The following is a 13,345-nucleotide window of genomic DNA, read 5'->3' as shown; positions in this document are numbered from 1 at the left end:
CCTCGTGATCCCCGGTACCATGGTTCGCAAGTTCGCAACGTATGGAACTATAGGAACAAGGCGGCTCGCACAACAAGGGTTTCCGTGGGCCGAGTTGGCATGACCATCGTCCGCGAAAGGGGCCCCGGGCCATGAGTCCACTTGACCTGTCCGTCGACGAACTGCTCACGACGACCCGCGCCGTGCGCAAGCGGCTGGACCTGACGCGCCCGGTCGGACGCGACGTGATCGAGGAGTGCCTCACCCTGGCGGTCCAGGCCCCGACCGGCCGCAACCGGCAGCACTGGGACTTCCTGTTCGTCACCGACCCGCGGCAGCGCGCCGCGCTCGCCGACCTCTACCGGGCCGGCCTCACCAGCCCGCGCGAGCCCGCGGTGAGCACGAACATCGACCGGGGCGACGCGGCCGGCTGGGAGCGCATCGCGGACAGCGCCCGCCATCTGTTCGAGCACCTGCACGAGGTGCCCGTCCTGGTCGTGCCGTGCGTCCGGGTGGCGGACCGCAAGGACCTCGACTGGCCGGTGCGCCGCGCCAACGTCTACGGCTCGATCTTCCCGGCGGTCTGGCAGTTCATGCTCGCGGCGCGCTCGCGCGGCCTCGGCACCGCCTGGACGACCCCGCACCTGCAGTACGAGCAGGAGGCCGCCGAGCTCCTCGGCATCCCGTACGCCACCGTCGTCCAGACGGCGCTGATCCCGCTCGCGTACACGGTCGGCACCGATTTCCGGCCGGGGCCGCGCGTCGCGGCGGCCGAGGTGGCCCACTGGGACCGGTGGTAGGTGCGCACGCTCAAGCACCCGCCGCGCGGCGACATCCAGCTGACCGACGTCTTCCACGCGCTGAGCGATCCGACGCGGCTGGCCATCGTGCGCGGCCTGGACGGCGTGGGCGAGCGCTCGTGCAGCGGCCTGGACGTCCCGCTGTCGAAGTCCACGCTGTCGCACCATCTGAAGGTGCTGCGGGACTCCGGGGTCACGCACACCCGTATCGAGGGGACCCACCGGCTGATGTCCCTGCGCCGCGAGGACCTGGAGGCCCGCTTCCCCGGCCTGCTGGCGGTCGCGCTGCGACGGGAGCCGGCCCCCTACGGCCCCGGCTGACCCGCCCCCGCCCGAGCGTGTCCGAACCTGCCCCCCACCTGCCCGAGGGAGAGATCCAGTGGACCGGTACGGAGTGACGATCCCGCTGCGGACGGTGCCCCTGTCCGCGCACCGGCGCGTCGTCGAGCAACTGCCCGACCTCGGCTACACCGACGCCTGGACGGGTGAGGCCGCGGGCCACGACGGCTTCACCCCGCTGGCCCTGGCCGCCGCGTGGGCGCCGTCGCTGCGGGTGGGGACGGCGGTGGTCCCGGTGCAGACCCGCGGACCGGCGCTGCTGGCGATGACCGCCGCCACGCTCGCCGAGGCCGCGCCGGGCCGGGTGGTGGTCGGGGTGGGGTCGTCCGGGCCGCCGTTCGTGACGCGCATCAACGGCATCCCCTTCGAGCACCCCTACCGCCGGGTCCGGGACACCGTGCGCTTCCTGCGGGCCGCGCTGGCCGGCGAGTTCGTCGCGGGCGCGTACGACTCGTTCACGATCGAGGGCTTCCGGCTCGCGTCCGTGCCCCGCCCCGCGCCGCCGGTCATGGTCGGCGCGCTGCGGCCGCAGATGCTGCGGCTCGCGGGCCGCGAGGCGGACGGGCTGATCGTCAACTTCCTGACCGTGCAGGACGTTCCGCGGGTTGTCGAGGCGATGGGGCCCGAGGGCAAGGGCAAGGAGGTGGTGGCGCGGATCTTCGTCTGCCCCACCCGGGACCGGGAGTACGCGCGGGCCCAGGGCCGGGCCATGCTCGGCGGGATCCTCAACGCCCGTACGTACTCGGCCTTCCACGACTGGCTCGGTCGCGGGGACGTACTCGCGGCCAGCCACCGGGCCTGGCGCGGCGGCGACTTCGCGGGCGCCGCGGCGGCGGTGCCGGACGAGCTGGTCGACGCGCTGCTCGTGCACGGCAGCCCGGAGGAGTGCCGGGCGCAGGTCGCGGGCTACGTCGAGGCGGGCGTGGTGACACCGCTGCTCGCCGTCTTCCCCTCCCCCGAGTTCGGGGCGGGCCCCGACGGCATGCTGCGGGCGCTGCGGGCGCTGGCGCCCGTGTGACGGGGCCGGGCCGCCGGGCGGTACGTCCGGCGGCTCACGCCACGTCGAGGATCTTGATCATCAGCCGGGCCAGCGTCCTGCGCTCCGCGGGGGTGAGGGCCTGGAACGCGCGGTCGAGAAAGTCGGGCACCCCGTTCTCGACCTCCGTCAGGGCGGCGAAACCGTCCGGGGTGGGCACGATGACATTGGCCCGGCGGTCCTTCGGGTGCCTTTCCCGGCGCACGAATCCCGAGTCCTCCAGGCCGTCGATGCAGCCGACCATCACGCTGCGGTCGATCCGCAGCTGCTCGCTCAGCTCCTGCTGCGAGCACGGGCCGACGTCGCTCAGCATCTTCAGCACCAGGTGCTGGGCCGCCGAGATGTCGTAGCCGGTCAGATCGGAGTCGATGGACTTCGCGACCAGGGTGGTGGCCCGGCACAGGCCGACGTCCGGCCGGTCGAGAGCGAGCTTGGCGAAATACTGCTCACGCTTGATGTCGCCCACGACCCTGCTCGGCGAGGCGCGGCGGATTTTCGGCGGGTTGCTCATCTGCATTCCCTCGGGCGGCTCTTCCTGCTGACAGGATATGGGGTACCAAGAATGTTTTGCTCTCTATTTCTTGTACCCTACCGCGTCGGCGGCCCGATGCGCCCCCCTGATCGTGTGAGCCCGGCTGCGCCGAGTCGGGCGGGACGCCGCGGGGCGGGACCGCCGCGGCAGGCGGCGGCCCCGCCCCGGCGGGCAGCGGGTGGAGCGGGTCACCACACGACGGGCATGGCCCTCGGACGCAGCGTCAGCAGCCCGCCGAGCCACTCCACCTCCTCGGGCGGCACCGCCAGCCGCAGCGTCGGGAGCCGCTGTGCGAGCACGCCGAACGCCGTCTGCAGCTCCACCCGCGCGACACCGGCGCCCGGGCAGTAGTGGTGGCCGTGCCCGAAGGCGAGGTGGACGGCGTCGGTACGCGTCAGGTCCAGGGTCTCCGGGTCGGCGACGTGCCGGACGTCCCGGCCCGCGGCGTGCATCACCGGGATGACGCCCTCGCCCTTGGCGATGTGCGTGCCGGCCAGCTCGACGTCCTCGGTGGCGATCCGCATGAAGCCGATCTCCGACGGCGGGGCGTAGCGCAGGAGTTCCTCGGTGGCGGAGTTCACCAGGTCGGGCTTCTCGGCGAGCAGCCGCCACTGGTCGGGGTGGCGGAGCAGCTGGAAGAGGCTGCGGGAGATGGCGCTGACCGTGGTGTCGTGCCCGGCGACCAGCAGGTTGATGCCGAGCCAGACCATCTCGCGCTCGTTCAGCCGGTCGGCGTCGTCGCGTGCCGAGATGAGCGTGCTGAGCAGGTCGTTGCCGGGGTTCTCGCGGTGCCGGGCGATCAGGCCGGCCACGTAGGCGGCGGACTCCTCGCGGGCCGCCAGGCGCTCTTCCGGAGTGTGCGCGGTGATGCTGACCAGCCGGTCCGTCCACTCCTGGAGCTTGGCGCGGTCCTCGACCGGCGCCCCGACCATCTCGCAGATCACCCAGACCGGCAGTACGGCCGCGAAGTCGTGGTGCAGGTCGGCCGGTCGCGGCCCCGCCTCCAGCCGGTCGATCAGCTCGTGGGCGATCTCCTCGATCCTGGCCCGCCACCGCTCCGCCTTGCGGGGCGTGAAGGCCGGGGAGATGAGCCGGCGCAGCCGGGAGTGGTCGGGCCCCTCCATGTTCAGCAGGTTGTACGGGTTGTCGGAGAAGTCCTCGCCCGCGACGGTGCGGACGGCTCCCGGCTCGCGCAGCGCCGCCCGGGACAGCCGCCGGTCGGACATCGCGGCCTCGACCTCGTCGTAGCCGGTCACCATGAGGGCGGTGCCGCCGCTGGGCAGCCGGACCCGGGTCACCGGGCACCGGTCGCGCAGTTCGGAGTATTCCTGCGGAGGCTCGCTCAGGGGTCCGAGCGGGAGCGGGTAGGGCAGGAGCGCGTCGTCGGACATGCGGTCGACCACCTTTCAGGCGGTGGGGGAAGGAGAGGGTCCGGGGGTCGCGGAGGACGGGACCGCGGGTGGCGCCGCCGGTTCCCGCTCCGGCTCCGGCGCGGCGGGGGCGGGGGCGGCCCGCTTCCCGCTGAGGTAGCGCATGGCGGGGCGTTCGACGGCCACGTGCAGCGCCCCCGACAGCAGCAGGGACAGGGCGAAGGCGGCGGCCAGCATGCCGATCGCCGAGGGCGTCGACCAGGTCCGCCCGACGCCGGTCCACCGGTGGCCGAACTCCAGCAGCAGCCGGTGCACCATGTAGAAGGCGAAGGACCACTCGCCCAGCCGGATAGCGGTCGGGGTGGCGAGGACCGACGTCCTGCCGCTGGTGTCGCGCTGCGCGACCGCGGCGATGAGCAGCCCGACGGGCAGCACGGTCACGCTGGTCAGGCCGTACAGGAACGGCAGTTGCAGGGACACCGCGTAGCCGGCGAGCACGAGCGCGGCGGCCGGGAGCACCCCGATCGGGACGCGCCGCCCCGTCATCAGCATCCGGGCCAGGAAGATGCCCAGGCAGAATTCCGGGAGGCGGCTGGCGGGCAGGACGTAGACGAACCAGAACTGCCACACGGAGCCGGAGCCGAAGGGCAGCGCCGGCGAGCCGGGCAGCAGTTCGGAGGCCAGTGGCAGCAGGGGGACCAGGACCGCCATGGCGGCCGCCCACACCCACAGTTGCCCGGCGCGGATGCGCCGCACCCCGCGCAGGATCAGCGGGAAGCTGAAGTAGAAGAAGACCTCGCAGGACAGCGACCAGGTCACGTCGTTGAGGCTGGAGAAGACCGGGCGGGTGGGGAACCACGCGTGGACCAGGAGCAGGTTGGGAAGCGCCTGGTGCAGGGTGGCGGCGGTGCCGGCCCAGGCCACGAGGGCGAGGGCGGCGCCCCAGGTGAGGACGTGCAGGGGGTAGATCTTGGCGGCCCGGCGCCGCCAGAACCCTGCCGCCGTGTCATGGGGGCGGGCCGACCAGGTCAGGACGAAGCCGCTCAGCACGAAGAAGAAGCTGACGCCCAGCCAGCCGGCGTTCGCGACGACGTCCGCGTACCGCCGGTCGATGCCGGCGTCGGAGAACGGCACCTCCATCGAGGCGTGGAACGCGAAGACGAAGAGCACCGCGACGAAGCGCAGCCCGGTGAGGGAGGGAAGCCGGGAGCGGGTGGTACGCGTACGGGGAGCCGTGGTCATGGAGCGCTCCGGGTCTAGGAGTCCATATTCCAACGTTCGCTAATCATCGAACCATAGGTGCGCACGACCGGGCAACCGATCAGCGCACCCCCGGGGCCGGCGGCCGGACCGCCGCCCCGTCACGCGAGGTCGAGCAGGCGCCGGGCCGGGCCTTCCGCGCGCCCGGACTGGCGGACCTGCGCGACGGCCTGGAGACGGGTCCTGACACCGAGCTTGCGCAGAATGTTGGAGACGTGGAATTTCACGGTCTTCTGGCTCAGATAGCACGCCAGGGCGATCTCCGCGTTCGACTGCCCGGCGACCATGTGGGAGTAGATTTCCCGCTCGCGGCCGGTGAGCTTGTCGACCGGCGCGGGAGTGCCGGGACTGAAGAAAGGCAAGTGGGGCAGCACGCTGTCGATGATCTGCACGGCGATTCCGTGCGGCAGGAAGACCTCGCCCCTGTCGGCCGCGTGCACCGCGCCCAGAAGATCGTCGAGCGGCGCATCGTGGCACACGAAAACACGTGCGCCCAACTGGAGGTACTCCACGATCCGCTGGGCGCAGGCGCCCTGCATCACCATGGCGACACCGCTCAGCCAGCGGCGGCTCGGCTCGCCGGCCGCCGCGAGGCTCCCGGCGATGACCTCGGAGGGCGGGACCGCCGGGTCGTCCGCCACGAGCAGGACGCTGCCGCGCCCGCCGGCGCCGCGCGGACCGCCTTCGCGTAACTGGGCGGGCCCGAGAACCCGCACGCTCGAAACGGAGCGCAGGGCCGCCGCGATACCGGCTGCCAGGATCGACGTCCCCCGGGGGGCGACGACGCAGATGGGTTCTTCAAGACCGTCCGCAAAATCGATCATTGTGTCCCCTGTGACGACCCCACGGGGATCACTCGCCGGCGGTGAAGCGCAGCAGCGAGCCTTCTCCCCATTGACCGCAAGATGCTAACCCGCAAACAATCTGCGGCACAATGAATTTATTATAGAGTTCACAATCCTTCCGCAGCCTCCAAAGCATTGCATCACGGCCAAAATACCGACATTTCAAGGGCATTCGGCGCCCCGCCCCTGGCCCTTGGACCAGGGGCGGACTGGCCGGGCGGACGAAGCGCAGGCCGCGGCATTTCGCTGACGATTACCGGCATGATGAATCGAACCGGGTCCGGGGATGGCCCGAAGTCCGCGCGGCCCGATGACGCGTCGGTCGAGCTGGACGGCCGATCTCTCACTCTCCGTGACGTACTGCGGCTGGCCCGTCCACCGCGGGAGGGCAAGGCCGTCACGGCGGCGCTCAGTCCCGGGGCGGTCGCCGCGGCGCGGCAGAGCGTCCGGCTGCGCGACTCCCTCATCGCGGAACGCAAGCCCATCTACGGTGTGACCACCGGCTTCGGAGACAGCGTCACCAGCCAGGTCAGCCCCGAGCGGGCGGCCCACCTCCAGCGCAACCTGATCCGCTACCACCTCAACGGCACCGGTCCCGACACCGCGTCCGACGTGGTCCGGGCGACCCTGCTCATCCGCGCCAACGCGCTGGCCCGCGGGAATTCCGGCATCCGCCCCGAGGTCATCGGCAAGCTCCTGGAGCACCTCAACGCGGACATCCTCCCGCGCGTCCCCGAGCGCGGGTCCCTGGGAGCCAGCGGCGACCTCGTGCCGCTGTGCTACGTCGCCTCGGTGCTGCTCGGCGACGGCGAGGTCCGCTTCGGCAAGAAGTCCGTGCCGGCCGCGGTGGCCCAGCGGGAGGCGGGCATCACGCCGGTGACGCTGGAGGCCAAGGAGGGCCTGGCGCTGATCAACGGCACCTCCTTCACCGCCGCCTTCGCGGCGATCGCCGCCCACGACGCGGCCCGCCTGGCCGAGGCCGCGGAGATCGCCACCGCGTTCGCCGGGGAGGCGCTGCTCGGCAACGCCTCGCACTACGCGGCGTTCGTCCACGACGCCAAGCCGCACCCGGGGCAGCGGACGTCCGCCGGCCAACTGCGCCGGCTGACCGCGGACTCGGGCCTGTCCACGACCTACGAAGCGATCCGCGACAGCACCGAACCGCTGCACGAGGACTACCGCCGGCTCGACCAGCGGATCCAGGACCACTACTCGCTGCGGTGCGCGCCGCATGTCGTCGGGGTGCTGCGCGACACCCTGAGCTGGGCCGAGCAGTGGCTCACCACCGAGATCAACGCCTCGACCGACAACCCGCTCTTCTCCGTCGACGAGCAGCGGGTGCACCACGGCGGCAACTTCTACGCCGGGCACGTCGGCCAGGCCATGGACAGCCTCAAGGTCGCCACCGCCAGTGTGGCGGACCTGCTGGACCGCCAGCTGGCCCTGCTGGTCGACCCGAAGTTCAGCGGCGGGCTGCCGGCCAACCTCGTCCCGCCCTCGCTGGACGCCGAGGCGGGCCTGCACCACGGCTTCAAGGGCATGCAGATCGCCGCCTCCGCCCTGACCGCCGAGGCGCTCAAGACCTCCTCCCCCGCGAGCGTCTTCTCCCGCTCCACCGAAGCGCACAACCAGGACAAGGTGAGCATGGGCACCATCGCCGCCCGTGACGCCCGCACGGTCAACGAGCTGACGGGCGAGGTGGCGGCGATCGCGCTGCTCGCCGGGGCCCAGGCCGTCGAGCTGCGGGGCCTTTCCAAGGCCGCCCCGGCCGTCCGGCGCGTGCACGCGACCATCCGGGCCCATGTGCCGTTCGCGGACGGCGACCGCCGTATGGAGGCGGACATCGCCGCCGTCAGCGAGCTGATCTTCAACGGCGAGCTGGCCCGCGCCGCCGGTTTCTCCCCTGACAAGGACTCCGATGCTGCTGCTGCGTGACTCCCGATCCGGGCAGGCTCTCCTCGGCACTGCCACCTCCCACACCGCACTCGTCCGCGCCAGCCACGCGGGGACGACCGACCCCGCCGCGCTGGGGGAGAAGTTCACCGCCACCCTGGAGGCGGCCCTGCAGTCCGGGCTGTACGACCGCGCGCCCCTCGCCGAGGTGGCCGGCAAGGCGCGGGCGGCGGACCCGGAGACGGTCGTCGCCGAACTCCTCCCGCAGCTGCCGTTCCTGCCCAAGACCAGCCTCAGCTCGGCCGGGCACCAGGCCTTCACCCGGGAGCTGTCGGACTTCCTGCACTACTACGAGTCCTCCGGCACGACGGGCAACCCCGTCGCGGCGCCGAAGTCGCTCGACGACCTGATCGTCAACACCATCAACATCGGGGAGCAGTGGGCGCGTGTCCTGGACCGCACCGACCGGGCCCTGATCCTGATCAACGCGCCCTTCGCGCCCGCGGCCTACCAGTTCGAGAAGGTCCTGGAATACCTCCAGGTGATGTCGATGCGGCCGTGGGTGGACAACATCACCGGCGACTACACCCGGGTCCTGCGGCTGACCCGCGAACTCGCCGTGAACGTCTTCGTCGGACCGCCGTCACGGCTGCTGGAGATGATCCAGTTCGCCTACCGCAACGACGAGCCCGTCCCGGCGTTCGACAAACTCCTGCTGATGGCGGAGCAGACCGGTCCCGGCTTCGTCCGGCACCTGGAGCGGCTCACCGGCGCCACCGCCTACGTCGCGTCCTACGGGTCCTCGGAGACCGGTACGACCGCGGTCACCTGCGAGCGCAACAACCTCCACCTCCAGACGCAGTCCTACCTGCTGGAGCTCACCGACGACGCCGGGACGCGGTTCGTCGACGGCAGCGCCGACCGCGGCGAACTCGTCGTCACCAGCCTCGACATGCCGGCCCGGCCGCTGCTGCGCTACCGCACCGGGGACCTGGTCGAGATCCCCGGCACGCCGTGCCCGTGCGGGGTGGCCACCCCGCTGCTGCGCACGCTCGGGCGGTCCCAGGACCTCATCGTGCTGGAGGGCAACGGCATCCGGCAGAACGACTTCGAGGCCGCCCTGTGGCCGGCCGAGCACAGCGGTCCCACCGTGCTCAACTACATGCTGGTCATCCGCGGCGACGCGATCGTCTGCCTGGCGACCACCGACAAGGACGTCGACGAGGAGTGGTCGCGCGGCACCGCGGAGCGCCTGGGCACCCTCTTCCCCGGCTACGACCTGGCGCTGCGCGCGGTCGAGAAGCTGCCGCCGCTGGCGTCCCTCGGCCAGTACCTGGGATGGAAGCTGTCCCGCGTCCTCGACCTCAACGACGCGCGCAACTGGGACCGGCTGCCCGCCCCGATCCGCGGCGTCGTGGAGACCACCCTGGCCGACCTGGCCCCTGCACCCCAGCGTTGAGGAGCCTTCGACATGTGCGGCATCACAGGCTGGCTGGACTGGGAGCGCGACATGTCCGGCCAGGCCGGCGTGCTCTCCCGGATGACCGAGACCCTCGCGCTGCGCGGCCCCGACGGCGCGGGCGCGTGGACCGCGGCACGCATCGGGCTGGGCCACCGCAGGCTCGCGGTGATCGACGTCGACCACGGGCAGCAGCCCATGGCGGCGTACAGCCCGGACGACGGCCGGGAGACCGCGGTCGTCACCTTCAGCGGCGAGATCCACAACTTCCGGCAGCTGCGCGGTGAACTGGCCGCCCGCGGCCACCGCTTCAGGACCGGCACGGACACCGAGGTGCTGCTGGCCGCGTACGAGGCGTGGGGGGAGGACGCCGTCACCCGCTTCGCCGGGATGTTCGCCTTCGCCCTGTGGGACGTCGCGCGGCAGAAGCTGCTGCTGGTCCGCGACCCGCTGGGCATCAAGCCCCTCTACTACGCCGAGCACGCCACCGGCGTGGTCTTCGGCTCCGAGCCGAAGGCGCTGCTCGCCAGCGGGCAGGTCGCCGCCGAGGTCGACGCCGAGGGCCTGGTGGACGTCTTCACGGTGGCCGCCAAGCGCCCCGGGGACGCGGTCTTCAGCAGCATGCGCGAGGTGAAACCGGGCCACCTGCTGGTCTTCGACGCCGGCGGCACCCGCGCGCACCGCTACTGGCAGCTGCGCAGCGCCCCGCACGAGGACGACGTCCCGACCACCGTCGCCCGGGTGCGGGAGCTGCTGGGCCGGGCGGTCGCCGAGCAGACCGAGGCCGACGTGCCGCTGGGCGCCCTGCTGTCCGGCGGCATCGACTCCAGCGCCATCACCGCGCTGGGCGCGGGCACCCTCGCCGCGGCGGGCGCCGCCCCGCTGGCCACCTACTCCGTCGACTTCGCCGACAGTGAGGAGGAGTTCACCGCCGACGCGCTGCACGTCTCCCGGGACGCGCCGTTCGTCCAGGCCGTCGTGGGGCATCTGGGCACCAAGCACACCGAGGTGCTGGTGGAGCCCGCCTCGCTGCTGAGCGTGTCCGGGACCACGCTGGCGGCCCGGGACGTCCCCGGCGTCGGCGACCTCGACGCGTCGCTGTACCTGCTCTTCCGCGACGTCCGCAGGCATCTGACGGTCGCGCTGTCCGGGGAGGGCGCCGACGACGCCTTCGGCGGCTACCCGTGGTTCGCCGGCGAGACCCGGCAGCCGACGGACGGCTTCCCCTGGTCGGCCGGCGTCCAGGACCGCAACGCGGTGCTGTCCGCGCAGCTGCGGCAGAGCCTGGACCTGCACGAGCGCCTCGACAACCGCTACCGGGAGGCGCTGGCGGAGGTGCCCCGGCTGGACGGCGAGACGGGCACCGACCGGCGGATGCGGGAGGTGTACTACCTCCAGCAGACCCGCTTCCTGCCCTTCCTGCTGGACCGCAAGGACCGGATGAGCATGGCCAACGGGCTGGAGGTCCGGGTCCCGTTCTGCGACCACCGCCTGGTGGACTACGTGTGGAACGTGCCGTGGGAGGTCAAGCGGCTGGGCGGCCAGGAGAAGGGCCTGCTGCGCAGCGCGGTCGAGGACCTGCTGCCGGCCGAGGTCGTGCACCGGCCCAAGAGCGGCTTCCCGGTCGGGAAGGGCTCGGCGTACCTGGACTCGGTGCGCGAGGCGGTGTCGGCGATGATCGGCGACCCCGGCTCGCCCGCCATGGACCTGCTGGACGCCGGGACGCTGCGCGCCATGGTCGACAGCAAGGACTGGTTCAACGGCGCCTTCACCCCGCCCCCCATCCTCCCGCGGGCCCTCCAGCTCGACGACTGGATGCGCCGCTACGGGGTGCGGGTGGTCCTGTGACCGGCCGGCCCGGCACAGCGCGGGCACCGCAGACGTCAACCGGAGGATGAGATGCGCATAGCAGTCACCGGTTCGATCGCCACGGACCATCTGACGCACTTCCCGGGCCGGTTCACCGACCAGCTCGTCCCCGAGGAGCTGGACCACGTGTCCCTGTCCTTCCTGGCCGACGAGCTGCACGTCCGGCACGGCGGCGTCGCCGCCAACATCGCCTTCGGCCTCGGGCAGCTGGGGCTCGCCCCGCTGCTCGTCGCGGCCGCGGGAGCCGACTTCGCCGACTACGGGGCCCGGCTCGCCGGGCACGGCGTGGACATCGGCCCGGTCCACGTGTCGGCGACCCGCCACACCGCACGGTTCATGTGCACCACCGACGAGGCCGGCAACCAGATCGCCACCTTCTACGCCGGGGCGATGAGCGAGGCCGCCGTGATCGACCTGCGGGCCGTCGCGTCGGCCGCCGCGGTGGACCTGGTGCTGATCGGGGCGAACGACCCGGAGGCGATGATCCGGTACACCAAGGACTGCCGGGCGGCCGGGCTGCCCTTCGCGGCGGACCCCTCGCAGCAGCTCGCGAGGCTCACCGCCGAGGCCGTCCAGGAGCTGGTCACCGGGGCGGAGTACCTCTTCACCAACGAGTACGAGAGCACCCTGCTGCTGCACAAGACCGGGTGGTCGGCCGCGGACGTCCTCGCCCGGGTCGGCGTCTGGGTCACGACGCTGGGCGAGAAGGGCTGCCGCATCCGGCGGCAGGGCGAGCCGCCCGCCGAGATCAGGGCGGTGCCCGTCGTGCGGCCGGCCGATCCGACCGGTGTCGGCGACGGCTTCCGCGCCGGATTCCTGGCCGCCGTCGCCTGGGGCGCCGGGCCGCTGCGGGCCGCCCAGCTCGGCTGCGCGGTGGCCGCGGCCGTCCTGCGCTCCGTCGGGTCGCAGGAATACCGGGTGCGGGTCGACGACCTGCTCGCGCAGTGCGGTGACGTCTACGGACCGGGGTGCGCCGAGGAGCTGGCGGCCTGCCTCGGGCGGGTCGGGGGGCGGACATGACGGCGCGCCGCCGGGCTCCCGGCGGGGTGCGCGGCGCGCTGGCCGCCCCCGGTCCGGTCCTGTCCTTCGAGGTCTTCCCGCCGAAGACCGCGCAGGGCGCCACCGCGCTGTGGCGCACCGTCCGGGCGCTGGAGGCGCTGCGCCCGGCGTTCGTCTCCGTCACCTACGGGGCCGGCGGCAGCTCCCGGGACCGCACCCTCGAACTCGCCGAGCGGCTGGCGCAGGAGACGACCCTCCCGGTCCTGGGCCACCTCACCGCGGTGGGGCACTCGGTCGCGGAGCTGCGCCGGATCGTCGGGAGTTACGCGCAGGCGGGGGTGCTCGACCTCCTCCTGGTGCGCGGCGACCCGCCGTCCGACCCGCGGGGCCCCTGGACCGCGCACCCCCGGGGCCTCCGCCACGCCGCCGAACTGGTGCGCCTGGTGCGGGAGTCCGGCGACTTCGGCATCGGGGTGGCGGCCTTCCCCGAGCGGCACCCGCGCTCGCGCGACTGGGAGGAGGACATCCGGCACTTCGCGGCCAAGGCGCGGGCGGGCGCCGACTTCGCCGTCACGCAGATGTTCTTCCACGCCGAGGACTACTTCCGGCTGTGCGACCGGCTCGACGCGGCGGGCTGCACCATCCCCGTCATCCCCGCGGTCATGCCCGCCACCCGCCACCGGCAGATCGCCCGCTTCGCCGAACTGAGCGGCGCCGCCTTCCCCGCGGACCTGGCCCGCCGCCTGGAGAACGCGGGCGACGACACGGCCGAGGGGCACCGGATCGGGGTCGCCCACGCGACCGCGCTGGCCCGGGAGCTGCTGGACCAGGGCGCCCCGGGACTGCACTTCCTCACCCTCAACCGGCCCGAGGCGACCCTCGACATCCACCACGGGCTCGGGCTCCCCGGCCCCCGCCGGCTTCGGACGGCTGCCGCGGGAGCGTCCCCCGATGCCGCCTGAGA

General features: G+C 72.8%; 12 protein-coding genes. 8 read left to right on the top strand and 4 right to left on the bottom strand.

Annotated features, from left to right (window positions below; genetic code table 11):
* Positions 1-131: 131 nt before the first annotated feature.
* From ACH4SL_RS08010 to ACH4SL_RS08000, 3 genes are read left to right on the top strand one after another with little or no spacing between them, the layout of a single operon-like run.
* Positions 132-779, top strand: coding sequence for a nitroreductase family protein (locus ACH4SL_RS08010; RefSeq protein WP_398442573.1), 648 nt, complete (start codon positions 132-134; stop codon positions 777-779).
* Entirely contained in the window at positions 780-1,100 is a 321-nt protein-coding gene (locus tag ACH4SL_RS08005; RefSeq protein WP_398442572.1) for an ArsR/SmtB family transcription factor, read from the top strand.
* 58 nt (positions 1,101-1,158) lie between these two features.
* Positions 1,159-2,136, top strand: coding sequence for an LLM class F420-dependent oxidoreductase (locus tag ACH4SL_RS08000; RefSeq protein ID WP_398442571.1), 978 nt, complete (start codon positions 1,159-1,161; stop codon positions 2,134-2,136).
* 34 nt (positions 2,137-2,170) lie between these two features.
* Here ACH4SL_RS08000 and ACH4SL_RS07995 read toward each other — a convergent pair whose 3' ends face one another.
* From ACH4SL_RS07995 to ACH4SL_RS07980, 4 genes are all read right to left on the bottom strand, one after another.
* Positions 2,171-2,665 carry a MarR family winged helix-turn-helix transcriptional regulator gene (locus ACH4SL_RS07995; RefSeq protein ID WP_398442570.1) on the bottom strand — a complete coding sequence of 165 codons (495 nt, stop codon included), beginning with the start codon at positions 2,663-2,665 and terminating at the stop codon, positions 2,171-2,173.
* A 209-nt stretch (positions 2,666-2,874) separates the two neighbouring features.
* A complete protein-coding gene (locus ACH4SL_RS07990; protein WP_398442569.1) occupies positions 2,875-4,077 on the bottom strand; it encodes a cytochrome P450 in 1,203 nt (400 codons plus the stop codon).
* A 15-nt stretch (positions 4,078-4,092) separates the two neighbouring features.
* Complete coding sequence (locus tag ACH4SL_RS07985; protein ID WP_398442568.1) at positions 4,093-5,298, bottom strand: acyltransferase family protein; 1,206 nt, start codon at positions 5,296-5,298, stop codon at positions 4,093-4,095.
* Positions 5,299-5,417: 119 nt separating this feature from the next.
* Positions 5,418-6,140: a LuxR C-terminal-related transcriptional regulator gene (locus tag ACH4SL_RS07980; RefSeq protein WP_398442567.1), complete on the bottom strand. Its 723-nt coding sequence runs from the start codon at positions 6,138-6,140 to the stop codon at positions 5,418-5,420.
* 282 nt (positions 6,141-6,422) lie between these two features.
* Here ACH4SL_RS07980 and hutH point away from each other — a divergent pair, with 282 nt between their 5' ends.
* The 5 genes from hutH to metF are packed head-to-tail and all read left to right on the top strand — an operon-like array spanning position 6,423 to position 13,343.
* Complete coding sequence (hutH, locus tag ACH4SL_RS07975; RefSeq protein WP_398442566.1) at positions 6,423-8,096, top strand: histidine ammonia-lyase; 1,674 nt, start codon at positions 6,423-6,425, stop codon at positions 8,094-8,096.
* Positions 8,080-9,513: a phenylacetate--CoA ligase family protein gene (locus ACH4SL_RS07970; protein ID WP_398442565.1), complete on the top strand. Its 1,434-nt coding sequence runs from the start codon at positions 8,080-8,082 to the stop codon at positions 9,511-9,513. The genes hutH and ACH4SL_RS07970 overlap by 17 nt, the downstream gene beginning before the upstream one ends.
* Before the next feature lie 12 nt (positions 9,514-9,525).
* Positions 9,526-11,361 (top strand): asparagine synthase (glutamine-hydrolyzing), encoded by a 1,836-nt coding sequence (asnB, locus tag ACH4SL_RS07965; RefSeq protein WP_398442564.1) that lies wholly within the window; start codon positions 9,526-9,528, stop codon positions 11,359-11,361.
* 51 nt (positions 11,362-11,412) lie between these two features.
* A complete protein-coding gene (locus ACH4SL_RS07960) occupies positions 11,413-12,402 on the top strand; it encodes a carbohydrate kinase family protein (RefSeq protein ID WP_398442563.1) in 990 nt (329 codons plus the stop codon).
* Positions 12,399-13,343, top strand: coding sequence for a methylenetetrahydrofolate reductase [NAD(P)H] (metF, locus tag ACH4SL_RS07955; RefSeq protein ID WP_398442562.1), 945 nt, complete (start codon positions 12,399-12,401; stop codon positions 13,341-13,343). The genes ACH4SL_RS07960 and metF overlap by 4 nt, the downstream gene beginning before the upstream one ends.
* Positions 13,344-13,345: the final 2 nt, after the last annotated feature.

The sequence above is a fragment of the Streptomyces sp. NPDC021020 genome, assembly GCF_044333285.1.
Lineage (GTDB): Bacteria > Actinomycetota > Actinomycetes > Streptomycetales > Streptomycetaceae > Actinacidiphila.
The sequence above is the reverse complement of the archived record's forward strand: the minus strand, read 5'-3'. Positions and strand labels throughout refer to the sequence as shown.